General features: G+C 65.7%; 17 protein-coding genes and 1 tRNA gene. 16 read left to right on the plus strand and 2 right to left on the minus strand.

Going from position 1 to position 18971, the window contains the following annotated elements; genetic code table 11:
• The 3 genes from QZ588_RS04760 to QZ588_RS04770 form a co-directional block, all read left to right on the plus strand.
• On the plus strand, positions 1 to 303 hold a 303-nt coding region (locus tag QZ588_RS04760), incomplete at its 5' end, for a transposase (protein WP_295540432.1).
• Between the two features lie 34 nt (positions 304 to 337).
• On the plus strand, positions 338 to 2386 hold the full coding sequence (locus QZ588_RS04765; protein ID WP_295540433.1) for a DUF262 domain-containing HNH endonuclease family protein: 2049 nt from the start codon (positions 338 to 340) through the stop codon (positions 2384 to 2386).
• 390 nt (positions 2387 to 2776) lie between these two features.
• The gene (locus QZ588_RS04770) at positions 2777 to 2962 is read left to right on the plus strand and encodes a hypothetical protein (protein ID WP_295540434.1); all 186 of its coding nucleotides are present in this window, start codon (positions 2777 to 2779) and stop codon (positions 2960 to 2962) included.
• A gap of 93 nt (positions 2963 to 3055) precedes the next feature.
• On the opposite strand, the gene QZ588_RS04775 is transcribed toward QZ588_RS04770, so the two are convergent.
• Positions 3056 to 3181: a hypothetical protein gene (locus QZ588_RS04775; RefSeq protein ID WP_295540435.1), complete on the minus strand. Its 126-nt coding sequence runs from the start codon at positions 3179 to 3181 to the stop codon at positions 3056 to 3058.
• Between the two features lies 1 nt (position 3182).
• Between QZ588_RS04775 and QZ588_RS04780 the strand changes: the two genes are divergently transcribed.
• Both QZ588_RS04780 and QZ588_RS04785 read left to right on the plus strand, forming a co-directional pair.
• Positions 3183 to 3593: a hypothetical protein gene (locus tag QZ588_RS04780; protein ID WP_295540436.1), complete on the plus strand. Its 411-nt coding sequence runs from the start codon at positions 3183 to 3185 to the stop codon at positions 3591 to 3593.
• Positions 3594 to 3869: 276 nt separating this feature from the next.
• Positions 3870 to 5366 carry an OFA family MFS transporter gene (locus QZ588_RS04785; protein ID WP_295540437.1) on the plus strand — a complete coding sequence of 499 codons (1497 nt, stop codon included), beginning with the start codon at positions 3870 to 3872 and terminating at the stop codon, positions 5364 to 5366.
• 165 nt (positions 5367 to 5531) lie between these two features.
• On the opposite strand, the gene QZ588_RS04790 is transcribed toward QZ588_RS04785, so the two are convergent.
• Positions 5532 to 5608: transfer RNA gene (locus tag QZ588_RS04790), tRNA-Arg, on the minus strand.
• Positions 5609 to 5817: 209 nt separating this feature from the next.
• On the opposite strand from QZ588_RS04790, the gene QZ588_RS04795 reads away from it, so the two are divergent.
• The 11 genes from QZ588_RS04795 to accD all read left to right on the plus strand — a co-directional run bounded on the left by QZ588_RS04795 (position 5818) and on the right by accD (position 18971).
• A complete protein-coding gene (locus QZ588_RS04795) occupies positions 5818 to 7167 on the plus strand; it encodes a replication-associated recombination protein A (RefSeq protein WP_295540438.1) in 1350 nt (449 codons plus the stop codon).
• Positions 7168 to 7318: 151 nt separating this feature from the next.
• Positions 7319 to 8725, plus strand: a complete 1407-nt coding sequence (leuC, locus tag QZ588_RS04800) for a 3-isopropylmalate dehydratase large subunit (protein WP_295540439.1) — start codon at positions 7319 to 7321, stop codon at positions 8723 to 8725.
• 8 nt (positions 8726 to 8733) lie between these two features.
• On the plus strand, positions 8734 to 9375 hold the full coding sequence (leuD, locus tag QZ588_RS04805; protein ID WP_295540540.1) for a 3-isopropylmalate dehydratase small subunit: 642 nt from the start codon (positions 8734 to 8736) through the stop codon (positions 9373 to 9375).
• Between the two features lie 101 nt (positions 9376 to 9476).
• The gene (gene leuB / locus QZ588_RS04810; protein WP_295540441.1) at positions 9477 to 10565 is read left to right on the plus strand and encodes a 3-isopropylmalate dehydrogenase; all 1089 of its coding nucleotides are present in this window, start codon (positions 9477 to 9479) and stop codon (positions 10563 to 10565) included.
• A gap of 143 nt (positions 10566 to 10708) precedes the next feature.
• On the plus strand, positions 10709 to 11824 hold the full coding sequence (asd, locus tag QZ588_RS04815; protein ID WP_295540443.1) for an aspartate-semialdehyde dehydrogenase: 1116 nt from the start codon (positions 10709 to 10711) through the stop codon (positions 11822 to 11824).
• A 149-nt stretch (positions 11825 to 11973) separates the two neighbouring features.
• Positions 11974 to 14358 carry a FimV/HubP family polar landmark protein gene (locus QZ588_RS04820; RefSeq protein ID WP_295540445.1) on the plus strand — a complete coding sequence of 795 codons (2385 nt, stop codon included), beginning with the start codon at positions 11974 to 11976 and terminating at the stop codon, positions 14356 to 14358.
• A 164-nt stretch (positions 14359 to 14522) separates the two neighbouring features.
• Complete coding sequence (gene truA / locus QZ588_RS04825) at positions 14523 to 15350, plus strand: tRNA pseudouridine(38-40) synthase TruA (RefSeq protein ID WP_295540446.1); 828 nt, start codon at positions 14523 to 14525, stop codon at positions 15348 to 15350.
• A 31-nt stretch (positions 15351 to 15381) separates the two neighbouring features.
• Positions 15382 to 16011, plus strand: coding sequence for a phosphoribosylanthranilate isomerase (locus tag QZ588_RS04830; protein WP_295540447.1), 630 nt, complete (start codon positions 15382 to 15384; stop codon positions 16009 to 16011).
• A 1-nt stretch (position 16012) separates the two neighbouring features.
• A complete protein-coding gene (gene trpB / locus QZ588_RS04835) occupies positions 16013 to 17242 on the plus strand; it encodes a tryptophan synthase subunit beta (RefSeq protein WP_295540541.1) in 1230 nt (409 codons plus the stop codon).
• Positions 17239 to 18066 carry a tryptophan synthase subunit alpha gene (gene trpA, locus QZ588_RS04840; protein WP_295540449.1) on the plus strand — a complete coding sequence of 276 codons (828 nt, stop codon included), beginning with the start codon at positions 17239 to 17241 and terminating at the stop codon, positions 18064 to 18066. Before trpB ends, trpA begins: the two co-directional genes overlap by 4 nt.
• Positions 18063 to 18971, plus strand: coding sequence for an acetyl-CoA carboxylase, carboxyltransferase subunit beta (accD, locus tag QZ588_RS04845; RefSeq protein WP_295540451.1), 909 nt, complete (start codon positions 18063 to 18065; stop codon positions 18969 to 18971). The genes trpA and accD overlap by 4 nt, the downstream gene beginning before the upstream one ends.

An 18971-nucleotide genomic window follows, 5' to 3' on the forward strand; every position in this document is an offset into this window, starting at 1 on the left:
GTGTTCGGACGCCGCATCCGGGTCGTCGCCGATCGCTTCCATGTCGCCAAGCTCTATCGCGAAGCCGTCGACAACCTCCGCAAGAACGAGATGAAACGGTTGCGGAAAACCCTGCCGAAGGCAACCTATCGCCAACTCAAAGGCGCGCTGTGGGCCTTGCGCAAACCCCCCGAGACCTTGACCGATGAGGAGAGACAGGTCTTGGCGCTGTTGTTCACCCACGCCCCGCGCTTGCGTGAGGCGGTCGACTTGCGCGACGCGCTCACCGCGCTCTTCAACGAACCGCTATTTGGGGCCGGGTAAAATGAACAGAATTAAGACGCCAACAGCAAACCTCGTGTCTTTCAAAGAGCTTTTCGCTCTTGAAGGGGATAGACAAAGACGCTCTTTTGAGATTCCTGAGTATCAGCGTGGATATTCTTGGCAGACGCGTCAGCGTAAAGATTTGCTTGATGATTTAGAGAGAACAGCTAATACAGTCCTGTTTCCAAAGCGCGGTGATTATAACTGTAGACAATCGACGCAGCATTTTTGTGGCACGATCATCTGCACTCCTCTGGCATCAGAAGATATTTTTAATATTGTTGATGGGCAGCAGCGAATTACCTCACTAGCGATTCTCCACTCTGTGATCAGTAGAGTAGTTGCGCCTTCGACATTTCAGCCTGTACCTTTTAATCCAAGCGATATGGATAGGCTCTATTTCCAGAATGTGGTCAGGTATGCAAAACGTGACGAGCCCAAAACAGCGAGCCAAAGCCAGTATAGGGCAGCATATAACGAATTTGAGAAGTGGCTAAAAGTATCAGGTCATCCTGCCCGTAAGCTACTTGAGGTGATTGATAACCATTTGTTCTTTATTCTATTTGTACTGAAAGACGACCATGAGGTGAGTAGGGTCTTTGAGACAATCAATAACCGCGGCAAGCCTTTATCCCAGATGGACTTGGTTAAAAATCATTTGATCTATTTGCAGAACGAACATAACTGGCACGTTTTTCAAGTCAATACGATATGGGCCGACATTATTCGTGAAGACGAAGAAACGCGTTATGTTGGCAGTGAGACAGCAGATACGGTGTTGAATGCGGTTGTAGCGACCATGTTCCACCCAGGAAGAAGGCGCGCGGGGGTCACGGACTTTTCTTTGATTTCTGAAAATGTCACAGACGAAAATACATTTTATCTGCTTCTTCGTTTTCTGCAGAGTGCTTTCCAGACCTTCAGGAAATTGAGAGGTGCCTTTGAGACAACTGGAGACAAGGTAACCGAACAATTAACCTACTTAAATTTTCATGCCTCAATAACCAGTGTCCTACCGTTAATCATCTGCCGAGAGTTTGTCCGTGAGGATGCCAATAAAAATAATGAAGCGCCGATACTCGAAGCTATAGAAAGAGCCAACTTTCGTCTATATGGATTACTTAACGCATCCAAGCGGTCTGATAGTCATAAAATTCCTCTGCATGCGCTTGCACATGAATACCTTAAATCCTTTAAAAAAAATAGAACTCTACCGGATCTGCCAAGTGAGCTTGAAAAGATCGTTCGCGCGAAACATCCTGATGGAGTCGAGCAGATTGCATACGCATTAACGCTGGATGACAATGATACGACTGACTTCTATGACTGGAGTAATCTGCGATACTTTTTGGCAAGGTGGGAGCAGTCCAATATGGATAAGCAAAATTTTAACTGGCGATCGCTTAGAAACAAGTTGTTGGGCACAAATGATGAGCTGGAAATTGAACATATCACCCCACAGAAACCGAACCACGATTCGTCAGATGAAGAAACTCCTCCTGAATATGCATACAACGACCGTCAGCTAATACGGCGGCTTGGGAATTTGATGCTACTACCGAAGGGAGTCAACATAGTTTTAAGCAACGGAACTTTGGACGAAAAGCGTACGAAATTGAGTGAACAGTCAAAACGGGTTTCTGGATTACAGTCGAAAAGGCTCTCTATCTATGTGGAGAAGGCGATAAAGTTCCAGAGAGCTTTGGAAAACCGTGGGAATGGTCTGCAACGCGAGGAATTTTATTTCGATGACTCAGTAGGCAGTCAGTTCTACACTCCTACAACGGAGGCAAACCGTCAGATTGCATTGCTAAAGACACTTTGCGATATGAGGGAGATGGATATGATTGGGTTTGCTCTGAAGACATGGATGTTTCTGAAAGAGAAGGAGTATGTGAAAACGCGTTATTGCGGGGTGATCTCATTTTCGCATTCTGGCGTCGCGTACAAGGCGAATGAGGAATCAAATGCAAATAAGCTTAAGCAAAATGCAGTGCTGGATAGCCAAGGTAATTTTGATAAGCGTAAGCGGATGGTTGAACAAAGAGAAAATATCATTCAAAAGTCAGGCATAGCGAAATAAATGAGATTTCAGTCGTGATTATTGCTACTTTGTTATCTCGCTCTATACGTCTGATATAGTTATCATTTTCCCGGTAGCCCGTAACAAGTCGATTCTGGACGCCTCATGGTCAAAACCAAAAGCCTTGCGCCGCAAGATTCGTTGCGGTCGCTGAAAGAAAATCTGGCGTTTCATATTGAAGAATATCACCACCATTTTCACACAGTAACGTCAGCAAAGCATGAAATGGCCGCAGCCTATATCTAAAGCCTATTTAAAACCGAAGCAAGTTGGCGCAACATGGAACGGATGAACGAAGAGGTGGATTTATCAGGGGACGGCCAACAGCGCTTGCAGCAATTCATCTCCGACTCGCCTTGATCTGCCAGTGCGTTAACCCGTGATGTGGCGGTGAAGACCTCCGCCTTCTACGCCAGTCAGCCGACCTATCAGCGCCGTGACGTCGGCTATATCTTGGATGAATCGGCGCATCTCAATAAAGGCAAACAGTCCGTTGGTGTCGCCCGACAATATGCCGGTGTCAGCCATACCCTTACACATAAGTCTGAAAAATTCAACAAAAACAATAATATATAATAAATCAGAAGTTATTGTTTTTATTGGTGATTTGGGATTTGCGTATAACAAGATGGGTGTCAGCGGCAAGGTCGAGAACTGCGAGGTCGGCGTCTATCGCCGTGCGTCGCGGTTGGTGTCGCCATAGATGATACGCACCGCATCGGGATTGCCGAGCAGGTTCTGAATCCGGGCGCTCAGGTAGTTGAGGGTGTCCTTGTGCTCGGTGAAGAGGATCAACTTGCGGCGGCTGCCCCGGCGTCGTGCATCTCCGGGCGGTCTTGCAGCAGGCTGGAGAGTTGTTCCCACTGAAGAGCGCGGCCTGTGTGATGCGGCAGGCCTCGACGCCCAGCTTGAAGCCGGCGCCGTCGGCATCGAAGGCCCAGGCGCGTCCGGTGGTGGCCAGGGCCAGGCGTGGCTCGTCGCTGCGGAACAGCATCTGTTCCTGGGTCTGGCCGTTGGCGCCTTTGTAATAGAGTGTCAGCGCCTAATCGCCCATTGGTTCGACCTGTACCACCCGGACGATCTCGTTGGGGACGACGCCCTGGAGCTGTGCGCCGGGTTTGAGGTCTTCGAGTTTGAGCACCCGTTACGTCCCCTGTTGAGCACGCCGGCAGGGGCGGGCTCTGTGTTCATGTGCCGCATTCCGTGATGCTTGCGTAACTGTCCACATGGAGTCAATGCCACAAGGTTGTTCGTTGACGCCACGCACGAAAGGTCTCCGGAGCCCGCCAACGGGTGCCCGGCGTTCGGATGCGCCCGGCTCGGGCGGCCGGGCGCCCATCAAGTCGGTGCGAAAATTCCGAAGAAAGTGAAAGCTTTCTCGAAGATCAGCCGGCATCGGGAAGCCAAGGAGTGTCGATAGTATCGAGTCGGGCGTCAGCTCTCCTTGCCGATTCGCCACTGCAGTACCCGAGGCCGCACCCTGATGCGCAAACAGACTGACAACCGTTGGCTCATTGTTGCCGGAGCCCTGATCATTCAGGCCAGCCTTGGCGCCGTCTACATCTGGAGCGTCTTCCAAACGCCGCTGTTGGCGCAGTTTCCGGGCTGGTCGGAGACGCAGGTCACGCTGCCCGCCCAGCTGGTGATTGCGGTGTTTGCGTGCGCGGTGATCGTTGGCGGGCGCGTTCAAGACCGGCTCGGCCCGCGGCTGGTCGGGACGCTGGGCGGCCTGGTGCTTGGGCTCGGGCTCATGCTGGCTGGCTTGACGGGTCGCTTTGCCGAAGGGCCGGCGCTGGTCTGGCTGGTCGCTACCTACGCGGTGCTGGGCGGCCTTGGAATCGGCATGGCCTATGTCTGCCCGGTCGCAACCTGCGTGAAATGGTTCCCCGACAAGCGTGGACTCATCACCGGTCTGGCCGTCGCCGGCTTCGGTGCTGGTGCATTCTTCTTCGCACCGCTGGCGCGTGCGCTGATCGGCGGCGGCGACTATGCGCTGTTCGGGCTGGCGCTCTTTCCGCTCCCGCAGATCGGCGTGTTCGAGACCTTCATCGTGCTTGGCAGCATTTTCCTCTGCGCCGTCGTCCTGGGCGCCCAACTGCTGCGTAATCCGCCGGAGGGATACTGCCCACCGGGTTGGGCCAGTTCCGCCGGCGCACCGGGCAAGCCTTCCGACCCGGCGGGGCAAGCCCATTTCACGCCCAGCGAGATGCTGCGCACGCCGACCTTTTGGCTACTGTGGATCACTTACCTGGCCGGCAGTACCGCCGGCCTGATGGTGATCATGAAGGCGGCTCCGATCTGGGAGACCTTCAGTCTCTCAGCGGTGACCCAGGTGCCGGTCTCCTATGAGCGCTTCGCCGCGATCGCCTCCGCCGGGGCCATGTCGGTTGCGGTCCTGGCGTTGTTCAACGCGGCGGGGCGCATCCTCTGGGGGCGAGTATCGGACAGCCTCGGGCGCAAGCAGACCCTGATCCTGATGTTCGTCCTGTGCGGCCTGATCCTGTTCGCGCTGGACTGGATGCGGCCCTATCCGCTGTATCTGCTTGGGGTGTCGCTTGTCGCGCTCTGCTTCGGGGGTTACCTTGCCCTCTATCCGGCAATCGTCGCTGACTTCTATGGCACCCGCCACATCGGTGTGAACTATGGCCTCTTGTTCACCGCTTACGGGAGCGGCGGACTGCTCGGACCTTTTCTGGCTGCGGTACTGTTCGAAACCGCTGGAACCGTTCAGTATCAGGCATTGGACGCGAGCGGCGGGCTTGCGACCCGCCTGTTCCAGCTGGGTGAGTACGATGCCGCTTTCCTCGCCGCCGGCCTCCTTTGCATCGCGGCAGCCGCTGTGACATTGGCGCTTCAGGCCCCTCAACGCGACCGGCTGAAACAGCCACGTCGGCGCAGCAGCCCGCATCGTGCAGAACCCGCTGCAGCGACGGCGGGCAGCAATGAGGATGCTATCGTTTTTGACCAGGACGTGCACTAGGGGCGCCTCTGTGCACACAAATGCTCGATGCCGGCGACACGCACGGCGCCTGCAGTGGTGATCGCTGGCACAGCAACGGGTGCCTGACGCCTCGGTGCGAGGTGCCCAGCTGGCCCAAAACGAAAAAAGCCCGGCAGTGATGGCTGCCGGGCTTTCTTAGCGTTATGGCGCGCCCGGAAGGATTCGAACCTCCGACCACCTGGTTCGTAGCCAGGTGCTCTATCCAGCTGAGCTACGGGCGCGTTGAGCCGCACAGTATGTGATTGCGGCCGTCGGACGTCAAGTACTTTGTGCCGGTTGTGCTGGTCTGCGCGGTGTGGCGCCGGTCTCGCGCCGGTCTTGCGGTGCTGGCCTCGGAGCCGGACAGGCGGGCGGGCGTTGCGTTTCGGCGCGCCGTTGGCTGAAATCGGAGGGGCGCCCATACCGTGCCAAGCAGCCGTCTTGCCAGCCTATGACCAGCCATGTCTCCGCAGCCCCGCCGCCGCCCCTGGCCGAGCGCATGCGCCCGCACGCGCTCGGCGATGTAATCGGTCAGCGTCATCTGCTGGGCGAAGGCCGGCCGCTTGCGCGGGCGCTGGGCAGCGAGCGGCCGCATTCCATGATTTTCTGGGGGCCGCCCGGCAGCGGCAAGACCACGCTGGCGCGGCTGCTGGCGGGGGCGTCGGGCTGGCGCTTTCTGAAGCTCTCGGCCGTGCTGGCGGGGGTGAAGGACATCCGCGCCGCGGTGGCCGAGGCGAGGGCGGCCCGGGAGCAGGCGGGGCAGGGCAGCATCCTGTTCATCGACGAGGTGCACCGATTCAACAAGTCGCAGCAGGATGCGCTGCTGCCGCATGTGGAGGACGGCACCGTGGTGTTCATCGGCGCCACCACCGAGAATCCATCCTTCGAGCTGAACAATGCGTTGCTGTCGCGGGCGCGGGTCTACGTGCTGAAAGCGCTTGAGGCGACGGATCTGGAGGCGCTCATGGATCGGGCCCTGACCGACGCCGAGCGCGGGTTGGGTGCGCTGGGGCTGGAGATTGCGCCGCAGGCGCGCGCGCTCATCGCCGCCGCCGCCGACGGCGACGCCCGCCGGGCGCTGAACCTACTGGAGCTGGCGGCGGACTTCGCGCAGGAGGCGGCCGCGGAAGGCGGCGCGCCGGAGATCGGCGTCGAGGCCGCGCGGCTGGTGATCGAGGGCGGGGTACGCCGCTTCGACAAGGGCGGCGAGGCGTTCTACGACCAGATCTCGGCGCTGCACAAGTCGGTACGCGGATCGGCGCCGGATGCGGCCCTGTATTGGCTGGCGCGGATGATCGACGGCGGCTGCGATCCGTTGTATCTCGCCCGGCGCATCGTGCGCATGGCGAGCGAGGACATCGGCAATGCCGACCCCCGCGGCTTGGCGCTGGCCATGGACGCCTGGGATGCCCAGCAGCGCCTGGGCAGCCCCGAGGGCGAGCTGGCGCTGGCGCAGGCGGTGGCTTACCTGGCTTGTGCGCCGAAGAGCAATGCCGTGTACACGGCCTGGAACGCCGCGCTGGCGGATGCGCGCAGCCAGGGCTCGCTGGAGGTGCCGGTGCAGCTGCGCAATGCACCCACCAAGCTCATGAAAGCGCTCGGCTATGGCGCCGCCTACCGCTACGCCCACGACGAGCCGGACGCCTACGCCGCGGGTGAGCGCTACTTCCCGGAGGCCATGGAGGAGCGGCGCTACTACCAGCCGGTGGCGCGGGGGCTCGAGATCAAGATCCGCGAGAAGCTGGCGCGGCTGCGGGCGCTGGATCGGGCGGCCGGCAAGGACGGCGGCGGGCAGGCGTAGCGGCCCATGCCGTGCGGCCGGCGCGGCGGCGCTCATGCTGGACCCGGGCCGCCGTCGCCCGAACCGCCGGCGCCGGGCGGCGCAGCATTTGAGTTCCCCCCATCGCCGCGGTACGCTAGTCGGCTTCGTGTTCGCGCCCGAGACCGCCCCCATGCCCACGCCCCGCACGCTCTATGACAAGATCTGGGACGACCATGTCGTCCGCACCGACGAGCACGGCACGTCGCTGCTGTACATCGACCGGCAGCTGGTCCACGAGGTGACCTCGCCGCAGGCGTTCGAGGGGCTCCGGCTCGCCGGGCGCAAGCCGCGCCGCCCCGAGGCCAATCTGGCGGTGCCAGATCACAATGTGCCCACCACCGACCGGCACCTGGGGATCACCGATCCCATCTCGCGCATCCAGGTGGAAACCCTCGAGGCCAACTGCCGCGAGGTGGGCATTCAGCTGTTCGACATGGCGGACAAGCGCCAGGGCATCGTGCACGTCATCGGCCCGGAAGAGGGCTTCACGCAGCCGGGCCTCACCATGGTCTGCGGCGACAGCCATACCTCCACCCACGGCGCCTTCGGTGCGCTGGCCTTCGGCGTGGGCACGTCCGAGGTGGAGCACGTGCTCGCCACCCAGTGCCTGCTGCAGAAGAAGTCCAAGTCCATGCTGGTGCGCGTGGACGGCCCACTGGGGCGCGGCGTCACGGCCAAGGACATCGTGCTCGCCATCATCGGCGAGATCGGCACCGCCGGCGGCACCGGCCATGTCATCGAGTACGGCGGCGATGCCATCTATGCACTCAGCATGGAAGGGCGCATGACGGTCTGCAACATGTCCATCGAGGCCGGCGCCCGCGCCGGTCTCATCGGCATCGACGAGACCACCATCGACTATGTCCGCGGTCGGCCCATGGCACCGCAGGGCGCGCTGTTCGAGCAGGCGGCCGCCTACTGGCGCAGTCTCAACTCCGACCCCGGTGCCGAGTACGACCGGGTGGTGACCCTCGACGCCGCCAGCATTCGCCCGCAGGTCACCTGGGGGACCTCGCCGGAGATGGTGCTGCCGGTGGACGCTGCCGTGCCGGACCCGGCGGACATCGTCGACCCGGTCAAGTCCGGCAGCTACCGCCATGCGCTGGCCTACATGGGCCTGGCGCCGGGGACGCCGCTCGCTGACATCCCGCTGGACAAGGTCTTCATCGGCTCCTGCACCAACGGACGCATCGAGGATTTGCGGGCGGCGGCCGCCGTGGCCCGCGGCCACAAGGTGGCGGATTCCATCAAGCTGGCCATGGTGGTGCCGGGCTCGGGGCTGGTGAAGGCACAGGCGGAGGCCGAGGGGCTGGACAAGGTGTTCATCGAGGCGGGCTTCGAATGGCGCGAGCCGGGCTGCTCCATGTGTCTGGCCATGAATGCTGATCGGCTCGAGCCCGGCGAGCGCTGTGCGTCCACCAGCAACCGCAACTTCGAGGGCCGCCAGGGGCAGGGCGGGCGCACGCACCTGGTGAGCCCGGCCATGGCCGCCGCCGCCGCCATTCACGGCCGCTTCGTCGACGTGAGGGAGATCTAACCATGCCCATGCAGCCCTTCGAGAATTTCCGCGGCACGGTGGCGCCGCTGGATCGCGCCAACGTTGATACCGACGCCATCATCCCGAAGCAGTTTCTCAAGTCCATCAAGCGCACCGGCTTCGGCCCGAATCTGTTCGACGAATGGCGCTATCTCGACCGCGGCGAGCCCGGACAGGACTGCGCCAACCGCCCGCTGAATCCGGACTTCGTGCTGAACGACCCGAGGTATGCGCACGCCACCATCCTGCTGGCCCGGCACAACTTCGGCTGTGGCTCGTCGCGCGAGCATGCCCCCTGGGCGCTGGCGGACTACGGCTTCAAGGTGCTGATCGCGCCGAGCTTCGCCGACATCTTCCACCAGAACGCCATCAAGAACGGCCTGCTGCCCATCGTGCTGGACGAGGCGGTCGTCGACCGGTTGTTCGAGCTCGCCACCGACGGCGACGAGCCGCTCACCATCGATGTGGATCTGCACAACCTGACGCTCGATGCCGACGGCCACGGCAGCATCGAGATCGACATCGACCCCTTCCACCATCACTGCCTCATCCACGGGCTGGATGACATCGGGCTGACGCTCACCCACGCCGACGACATTGCCGCCTACGAGGCGCGGCGGCGGGCCGAGGCGCCCTGGCTCTTCGCCTGATGGCAGTATGCGTCCGCCGCACCCGGGCGGACGCGCCGTTCATGGCACCGGCGGCCGGCGTCGGCCCGGTGCAGTCTTGATACACCCACGAGGGAGACGCTTTGAGCAAGCAGATTCTGATTCTGCCCGGCGACGGGATCGGCCCCGAGATCGTCGCCGAGGCCGTCAAGGTGCTGATGTGCCTGCGGGCGGAGTACGGCCTGCACCTGGACATCTACGAGGCCCTGGTGGGCGGATCCGCCTACGACGAGCATGGTCATCCGTTGCCCGAAGAAACGCTGCGTCTGGCCCACGATTGCGACGCGGTGCTGCTCGGCGCCGTGGGCGGGCCCCAATGGGAGCCCCTGCACATCTCGGTGCGCCCGGAAAAGGGGCTGCTCGGCCTGCGCTCGGAGCTGGGGCTGTTCGCAAACCTGCGCCCGGCCATCCTGTATCCGCAGCTGGCGGCGGCCTCGACCCTGAAGCCGGAGGTGGTCGCGGGGCTGGATCTGCTCATCGTCCGCGAGCTGACCGGCGGCATCTATTTCGGTCGTCCGCGCGGCGTCGAGACGTTGGCGTCCGGCGAGCGCCAGGGCATCAACACCCTGGTTTACACCGAATCGGAAATCGAGCGCATCTGTCGCGTGGCCTTCGATCTCGCCGGCAAGCGCGGGAACCGGGTGTGCTCCGTGGACAAAGCCAATGTGCTGGAATGCACCGAGCTGTGGCGCGAGGTCGCCACCCGTGTGGGCACCGACTATCCGGACGTGGAGCTGTCGCACATGTACGTGGACAACGCCGCCATGCAGCTGGTGCGGGCGCCGAAGCAGTTCGATGTGGTGGTCACCACCAACATGTTCGGCGATATCCTCTCGGACTGCGCCGCCCAGCTGACGGGCTCCATCGGCATGCTGCCGTCGGCGTCGCTGAACGCCGAGGAGAAGGGCATGTACGAGCCCATCCATGGCTCAGCGCCGGATATCGCCGGCAAGGGCGTCGCCAATCCGCTGGCCACCATTTTGTCGGTGGCCATGATGCTGCGGTACTCCCTGGACGAGCCGACCCACGCCGAGCGCATCGAGCGGGCGGTCTCGGATGTGCTGGATCAGGGCCTGCGCACCGCGGACATCGCCGCTGCGGGCACGCAGACGGTGGGCACCGCGCAGATGGGGGATGCCGTCGTGTCGGCGCTGCGGGCCAGCGCCGGTTAATCGGGCGCGGGGGACGCGACATACGGCGAGCGTGACGTTGGCCCCACGCCCTACGCCCGGGCCCTTTCCCATTGCGCTGTCTCACCCACCCGGTATACCGGGCTCGGTAAGATGGCCGACTGACTGATTGCTGGGGGTTGATCATGAATCGAATCGGTTTCGTCGGCTGGCGCGGCATGGTGGGCTCGGTGCTGATGGCGCGCATGCGCGCGGAAGGGGATTTCGCGCGCATCCGCGAGCCCGTGTTTTTCTCCACGTCGCAGCAGGGCGAGCCGGGCCCGGACGTGGGCACCGGCGCGCAGCCGCTGCGCGATGCCCGCGACCTGGACGCGCTGGCGGCGATGGACGCCATCGTCACCTGCCAGGGCGGTGACTACACCGCCGAGGTCTTCGCGCCGCTGCGGGCCCAGGGCTGGCGCGGTTATTGGATCGACGCGGCCTCGACCCTGCGGATGGAGCCCGACAGCACCATCGTGCTCGATCCCGTCAACCGCGATGTGATCGATCAGGCCCTGGCCGCCGGCAAGCGCGATTTCATCGGCGGCAACTGCACCGTGAGCCTCATGCTGATGGCCGTCGGCGACCTGTTGCGCCGGGATCTCGTCGAGTGGGTCAGCGCCATGACCTATCAGGCCGCCTCGGGGGCGGGGGCGCGCAACATGCGCGAGCTGCTGCTGCAGATGGGCGCGCTGCGCGATGCCGTCGCCGCCGAGCTGGCCGACCCCCACAGCGCCATCCTGGACATCGACCGCAAGGTCATCGAGACCATGCGCGGCGATGACTTTCCGGACCCGCTCTTCACGGTGCCCCTCGCCGGCAGCCTGATCCCCTGGATCGACAAGGCCCTGGAAAACGGCCAGAGCCGCGAGGAGTGGAAGGGCGGTGTCGAGAGCAACAAGATTCTCGGCCGCGAGGGCCGCCCCATCCCCATCGACGGCACCTGCGTGCGCATCGGGGCCATGCGCTGCCACAGCCAGGGCCTCACCATCAAGCTGAAGCGCGATCTGCCCATCGACGAGATCGCTGATATGCTCGCCGCCGCCAACGACTGGGTGCGGGTGGTGCCCAATGAGCGCGCGCGCACCATCGCCGAGCTGTCGCCAACCGCTGTCACCGGCCGACTGGATATCGCCGTGGGCCGCCTGCGCAAGATGAATCTGGGCCCCGAGTATCTGTCCGCCTTCACCGTGGGCGATCAGTTGTTGTGGGGCGCGGCAGAGCCCCTGCGCCGCATGCTTGCGCTGCTGTTGGCTCGGTAATATCCCCATAATGTGTTGGTTGTTTCCCCCATCATTACGGCTATAGTCCGAGTACGTTTCGTGCTCGTGTCGCCGATACCCGGCGACAGCCCCAACCGCCGCGGCCGGCGGTCGGGTGTCGAGCGCCGGGCTCCGCAAGGGATGGAGGGATGTTGCGAAAGCCGCCCCTGGTCATCGCCGCGCCGGTCGTGCTGGCCTGTGTGGCGGACGCTGCCGCCGCCCTGGGCCTGGGGGAGATCCGCACCCAGGCGGTGTTGAACCAGCCCTTCTACGCCGAGATCGCGCTCACGGACGTCGATGCCGCCGACATCGACAACATCCAGGTGCGGCTGGCGGAGCAGGACGCATTCGCCCGGGCCGGCGCCGAGCGCCCGGCGTTTCTGCGCCGCCTGCGGTTCACCGCCGCCCTCGGCACCGATGCGCGGCCCTACATTCAGGTCTCCAGTGCCGAGCCCATCCGCGAGCCCTATCTCAATTTTCTGGTGGAGGCGATCTGGCCCGCGGGTCGGCTTGTGAAGGAATATGCCGTGCTGCTGGACCCGCCCGGCCGCGGTGGGCCGGTGGCACCGCGGATGGTGGCACCGACGGGCTCGGCGCCGCAGCCGCGGCCGCGTCAAGGGCTCGCACCGGCGGCGCCCGGCAGCCCGCTGCGCCAACAACAGGCCGCGCCCGCGGGCGCGGTGCGAACGCCGCCGCAACAGGCCGCCGAGGGCCGGCCGGGCGCCGGCGCGCCGGTGGCGGTGCCTGTGCCGGCGCAGGTCCGGGACACGCGTTTTCCGCTCCACCATGGTCCGGTACGCCCGGGCGCCAACCTCATCGCCATTGCGCGCGCCATGACACCAGCGGGCGCCAGCGTCGCACAGACGGCCTTGGCCCTCTTTCGCAACAACCAAAACGCCTTTGCGCGCGGCAACATCAATCATCTGCGCCGGGGGGCCCATCTGGTGGTGCCCAGCGCCGCCGCCCTCTTCGCGCTCGACCGGGCAACGGCCCAACGCGCGTTCGAGCAGGCCCTCGCCGGGCGCCGGGTCCATGACGCACCCCTCACCGATGGAGCGGGCGCCGCCGGGCCGCCCATGGCAGCCGCGGACGCGCCGCCACCGTCATCGCCGACGACCGGCGCCACCGCGGCCGACCCGCGGGCGCTGGCGCAGCCGACGGCGGCGACGGGCCCGCGCCCGCGGCAGGAGCTGTCGCTGGTGCAGGACACCACCGAGCGCCACCGGCAAGCGACCAGGGCGCTGCGTCAGCGCGTCGCTGAGCTGGAACGGCGGCTCGCCGAGATCCAGCGCTTGCTGGCGCGGCGCGACGGGCAGCCGACGCAGTCCCCGCCGGCGGCTCGGACAGCCGATGCGGCAACATCGGCGGCGGCTCCGTCGGCGCCGACAATGCCCGGGTCTACCGGCGAGGTGGCGGGCGGCGACGTTGCGGATGGCGAGGGCGGAGGCGGCGACGTCCAGCCGGACGCGGCGCGCGCGGCGCTCGTCCAGGCGCCGCCGTCGGCGCCGCTCGCACCGGCGGATAGCGGCGACAAGGCGCCCGCGGCCGCCGGCGCGATGACGGGCGATGCCGAAGATCCGCCGGCGGCGACGACGGCACGGGTCGAAGATGCCGGGGCGCCCGGCGCCGGCCAGGCTTCCACCCAGCCCTCGACCCAGCCCTCGACCCAGACCCCGGCCGAGCCCGCGTCCTGGCGCAGCGCGCCGGCGCTGGTGGGCGGCATCACCATCGACATGCCACCCTGGGCGCTGGCTGCCGCCGGCGGCATGCTGCTCGGCGGGCTCGGCTTATTGGCGGATCGCCGCCGGCGCCAGCTCGCCGTCGGGGCGGATGATGACGGCGTGGATGATGACCGTGTGGCAGGGGCGCACGCGGGCGGGAGGACGTCGGCGCCGCAATCACCCCTGGACGCGGCCGGGGACGCCTGCACCGGGGCGGCCGAGCGCCCCGGGGGTGACCTCGACGGCGACACGCCCGCGGCGCCGGACCCGGTTGCGGCGTTCGATGCCCCGCAGCCCGTGGAGTCCTGCGAGTGGGGCGCGGATGACCGCCTCGGCCTGGCGCTGGACGACGGGATGGGGCGCCTGCGATCGCCGGCGGATACGCAGCCGACGGACTGCGATGTGCCGGGCTTCGAAGCATCGCCGGCGTCGACCGGGGACATCGAGCGCCGCGAGCTGCGCGCAGGCCCACGCCTGGCGCCGCCCGATCCTCAGGCGCCGGCCCGGGAGCCGCCTGCGCTGGCGGCGCTGGAGTACCAGCCGGAGGTGTCTGTGGCCGCCTGCCCCGCGGGCGACGAGGGGACCGCCGCCGGTGGTGGCGGGCCGGACAGCATCCCCGGCGGGGCACCCTTTGCGCAGTGGCACACCGACGCCGGAGGCTGGGACGATGTGGCCACCAAGTTGGACCTGGCGCGTGCCTATCTGGATGTGGACGACCCGGTTGCGGCCCGGGCCCTCCTGAACGCCGTGGTGGCTGCGGGCGATGAGCGCCAGCGCACCGACGCCGAAGCCCTGCTGGCGACGCTCGGTTGAGCCGAAGCGCCGTCGCTGGTATGAAGGCGGACTTGTGATGCTTATCCATTCACCCCGTCAGCGCTCGTCGAGCGGCCACCGTCGCAGTGGGGATAGCCCGGACCGCCGTGCCGCCGCAGCCACAACCGCAAAGTCGCCCAATCATCCTGCCCGGGCATGCGCGGATGCGCCAGACTGAGCGCGGCGTGGCACGCGATGTGGGTGCCCGGCGTATCGCCCTGGCGGTGGAATACGACGGTGGCGCCTACAGCGGCTGGCAGCTCCAGCACCACGCGGACACGGTGCAGGCGCGGCTCGAGGCCGCCGCGAGCCGGGTCGCCGCCGAGCCGGTGCGGGTGCATTGCGCGGGGCGCACCGATGCGGGCGTGCACGCTTCAGGGCAGGTCGTGCATTTTGATACGCAGGCCGAGCGCAGTTTGCGCAGCTGGGTGCTCGGCATCAACAGCCATCTGCCGGACGACATCGCCGTGCGCTGGGCGCAGGGGGTGGCCCCGGACTTCCACGCCCGCTTCAGCGCCACCGGTCGTCATTACCGCTATGTCATCCTGTGCCGGCCGACACGCTCGGCGCTCTGGCGCCGGCGGGCGGTGTGGACGCACAAGGCGCTGGATCTGGGGCGCATGCGCACGGCGGGTGCGTTGCTGGTGGGGCGGCACGATTTCACCAGCTTTCGGGCGCTCGCCTGTCAGGCCAAGAGTCCCGTGCGGACCTTGCGCTACCTGCATCTGGCGCGGCAGGGGGATTTGATCATGCTCACGGTGGGCGCGGACGGCTTTCTGCACCATATGGTCCGCAACATCGCCGGTGTGCTGATGGCCATCGGCGGCGGCGAGGCGCCGGTGGCCTGGACGGCCGAGCTGTTGGCGCTGCGCGATCGCGCGCGCGGCGGTGTGACGGCGCCGCCCCATGGGCTGTACCTGACCGGCGTCGATTATCCGGCCCACTTCGGCCTGCCCACGGGCGGCGACGTGGCCGGCCCGCCTGTGCTGTAATGTCGGGCTGAGTCCTCGTTGCTACCCGTCCATGCGAACACGCGTCAAGATCTGCGGTCTGACCCGCGAGCAGGATGTCGCCGCCGCCGTCGCCGCCGGGGCCGACGCCCTCGGCTTCGTGTTTCATGCGCCGAGCCCCCGGGCCGTCGATCTGGAGCAGGCGGCCACGCTGGCGGCGCAGGTGCCGGCCTTCGTCAGCCGCGTCGGGTTGTTCGTGGATGCGGAGCCCGCGCGCATCGCCGAGGCCGTGCGCCGGGTGCCCCTGGATCTGATCCAGTTCCATGGCCACGAGCCGCCGGCGGCATGCGCCGGCTGCGACCGGCCCTGGATCAAGGCCATCGCCATGCGCGAGGGGATCGACCTGGAGGCGACGGCGGCGGCGTATCATGCGGCCGCGGCGCTGCTGCTGGATACCTATGACCCGGCGCTCGCGGGCGGCACGGGCCGGCGCTTCGATTGGCAACGGGTGCCGCCGGCGCTGGCGCCCCGGATCATCCTCGCCGGGGGACTCAGCGCCGATAACGTCGCCGCCGCCATCGCCCGCGTCAAGCCGTACGCGGTCGACGTGAGCGGCGGTGTCGAAGCCGATAAAGGCCTCAAGGATCACCGTAAGATCAACGAATTCATGCAGGGGGTACGCGATGGCGACCATCGCCGATGAGATGCAACAGCCGGTTGCGGCCGAGGCCGTGCAGACCGGCTACCACTACCCGGACGCCAACGGCCATTTCGGCCGCTATGGCGGGCGCTTCGTGCCCGAGACCCTGATGCATCCGCTGGCGGAGCTGACGGACGCCTACGAGCGCTACCTGAAAGACCCGGCCTTCCTGGCGGAGCTGGACAACGACCTGCGTGACTACGTGGGACGGCCGTCGCCCCTCTACCACGCCGAGCGCTGGAGCCGCGAGCTGGGCGGCGCACAGATCTTCCTCAAGCGCGAGGATCTGAATCACACCGGCGCCCACAAGGTGAACAACACCGTGGGCCAGGCGCTGCTCGCCAAGCGCATGGGCAAGACGCGCATCATCGCCGAGACGGGCGCCGGCCAGCACGGCGTCGCTTCGGCCACGGTGGCGGCGCGCATGGGGCTCGAGTGTGTGGTGTACATGGGCGAAGTGGACGTCGCCCGCCAGCGTGCGAACGTCTATCGCATGCGCCTGCTGGGGGCGCAGGTGGTGTCGGTGAAGTCCGGTTCCCGTACCCTCAAGGATGCGCTGAACGAGGCCATGCGCGACTGGGTCACCAATGTCGACAACACCTTCTATATCATCGGCACCGTCGCCGGTCCGCATCCGTACCCGGCCATGGTGCGGGACTTTCAGGCGGTGATCGGCCGCGAGGCCCGCACCCAGATGCTCGAGCGCAGCGGCCGTCTGCCGGATGTGGTGCTGGCGTGCGTCGGCGGCGGCTCCAACGCCATCGGCCTCTTTTATCCCTTCATCGATGATGCCGATGTGCGCATGATCGGCGTCGAAGCCGGGGGCGAGGGCATCGCCAGCGGCCACCACGCGGCGCCGCTGTGTGCCGGCAAGCCGGGCGTGCTGCACGGCAACCGGACCTACCTGATGGAGGATGAGAACGGCCAGATCGCGGCCACCCATTCGGTTTCCGCCGGCCTCGATTACCCCGGCGTCGGCCCCGAGCACGCCTGGCTCAAAGACTCCGGCCGCGCCGAGTACATCGCCGTCAGCGATGATGAAGCGCTGGCGGCATTTCATGGCCTCACCCGCACCGAGGGCATCATGCCGGCGCTCGAGACCAGCCATGCGCTGGCGTACGCCGCCAAGCTCGCGCCCACCCTGCGCCGTGACCAGACCATCGTCGTGAACCTCTCCGGCCGCGGCGACAAGGACATGGACACCGTCGCCCAACTGGACGGGATCGTGCTGTGAGCCGTATCGATGGCCTGTTCGAGCGCCTGCGCGGCCAGGGCCGCACGGCGCTGATTCCCTTCGTCACCGCCGGCGACCCCCAGCCGGATGTGACGGTGGCACTGATGCACCGGATGGTGGCCGCCGGCGCAGACCTGATCGAGCTGGGTGTGCCGTTCTCCGATCCCATCGCCGACGGTCCGGTGATCCAGCGCGCCACGGAGCGCGCGCTGGCGGCGGGGGTGCGCCTGCGCGATGTGCTGGAGATGGTGCGCGCCTTCCGCACCCAGGACACCGTCACACCGGTGGTGCTCATGGGCTATCTGAACCCCATCGAGATCATGGGTGTCGAGACCTTCGCCGCAGAAGCCGCCGCGGCCGGCGTGGATGGTGCCCTGGTGGTGGACGTGCCGCCGGAGGAGGCCGCTGAGCTCGCCGGCAAGCTGCGCCCGCACGCGCTCGACCTGGTGTATCTGCTGGCGCCGACATCGGATGCCGAGCGCATCGCGCGCATCGGTGGGGTCGCCTCGGGCTTCGTCTACTATGTCGCCGTCAAGGGCGTCACCGGTGCGGGTAATCTCGATATCGACGGCGTCGGCGCCAAGCTGGCGGAGATCCGCGCCCGCATCCCGCTGCCGGTGGGCGTGGGCTTCGGCATCAAGGATGGCGAGAGCGCCGCACGCGTTGCGGCGGTGGCGGATGCGGTCATCGTCGGCAGTGCCATCGTCGAGCGGATCGAGGCCCTGATGGAGACGCCGGCGGCGATCGCCGATGCGGTGGCGGACTTCATCGGCGCGCTGCGCCAGGCCATCGATGCGGCCGATCGGCGCCGGGAGGCGCCATGAGCCGGCCCAAGGGCGATGCCGTGAGCTGGTTCGAAAAGCTGATCCCGAGTCGCATCCGCACCGAGGCCAACAGCAAGCGCGCGGTGCCCGAGGGGCTCTGGGACAAGTGCCCAGGCTGCAATGCCGTGCTCTATCGCGCCGAGCTGGAGCGCAATCTCGACGTCTGCCCCAAGTGCAGTCACCACAACCGTATCGGTGCGCGGCGGCGGCTGGCACTCTTCCTGGATGACGCCGCCGCGGCGGAGGAGATTGGCGCCGAGCTGGAGTCCGTCGACCCGCTGAAGTTCAAGGATCTGAAAAAGTACCGCGAGCGACTCGCCCAGGCGCAGAAGCAAACCAGCGAGCGCGAGGCCATGGTGGTGCTGCGCGGACAGTTGAAGGGGATGGGGATCGTCGCCGGCGCGTTCGAGTTTCGCTTCATGGGTGGCTCGATGGGCTCGGTGGTGGGGGAGCGTTTCGTGCGCGGTGTCGAGGTGGCCGTGCGTGATCACCTGCCTTTGGTCTGCTTCTCGGCCAGCGGCGGGGCGCGCATGCAGGAGTCGCTGTTCTCGCTGTTGCAGATGGCCAAAACCAGCGCCGCCCTCGGGCGCCTGCGCGACAAGGGCCTGCCGTTCATCTCGGTGATGACCGATCCCACCATGGGTGGCGTCTCCGCGAGCCTGGCCATGCTCGGCGACATCAACATCGCCGAGCCCGGTGCGCTCATCGGTTTCGCCGGGCCCCGCGTCATCGAGCAGACCGTGCGCGAGACCCTGCCGGAGGGCTTCCAGCGCAGTGAGTTCCTGGTGGAGCACGGCGCCCTGGATCAGATCTGTGATCGTCGCGACCTGCGTGAGCGTGTCGCCACCCTCTTGTCCATGCTGATGCGCCGGCCCCAGGACGAAGGCCTGGAGCTGAGCGCCTAG

It is taken from the genome of uncultured Thiohalocapsa sp., from assembly GCF_913062725.1.
GTDB lineage: Bacteria > Pseudomonadota > Gammaproteobacteria > Chromatiales > Chromatiaceae > Thiohalocapsa.

Excerpts from the sequence above, each read along its gene's own strand:
- truA (WP_295540446.1), top strand. The coding sequence starts at position 14,523 with ATGCGCCAGACTGAGCGCGGCGTGGCACGCGATGTGGGTGCCCGGCGT.
- asd (WP_295540443.1), top strand. The coding sequence starts at position 10,709 with ATGAATCGAATCGGTTTCGTCGGCTGGCGCGGCATGGTGGGCTCGGTG.
- QZ588_RS04795 (WP_295540438.1), top strand. The coding sequence starts at position 5,818 with ATGACCAGCCATGTCTCCGCAGCCCCGCCGCCGCCCCTGGCCGAGCGC.
- QZ588_RS04830 (WP_295540447.1), top strand. The coding sequence starts at position 15,382 with ATGCGAACACGCGTCAAGATCTGCGGTCTGACCCGCGAGCAGGATGTC.
- QZ588_RS04820 (WP_295540445.1), top strand. The coding sequence starts at position 11,974 with ATGTTGCGAAAGCCGCCCCTGGTCATCGCCGCGCCGGTCGTGCTGGCC.
- leuC (WP_295540439.1), top strand. The coding sequence starts at position 7,319 with ATGCCCACGCCCCGCACGCTCTATGACAAGATCTGGGACGACCATGTC.
- leuD (WP_295540540.1), top strand. The coding sequence starts at position 8,734 with ATGCAGCCCTTCGAGAATTTCCGCGGCACGGTGGCGCCGCTGGATCGC.
- accD (WP_295540451.1), top strand. The coding sequence starts at position 18,063 with ATGAGCCGGCCCAAGGGCGATGCCGTGAGCTGGTTCGAAAAGCTGATC.
- QZ588_RS04785 (WP_295540437.1), top strand. The coding sequence starts at position 3,870 with ATGCGCAAACAGACTGACAACCGTTGGCTCATTGTTGCCGGAGCCCTG.
- trpB (WP_295540541.1), top strand. The coding sequence starts at position 16,013 with ATGCAACAGCCGGTTGCGGCCGAGGCCGTGCAGACCGGCTACCACTAC.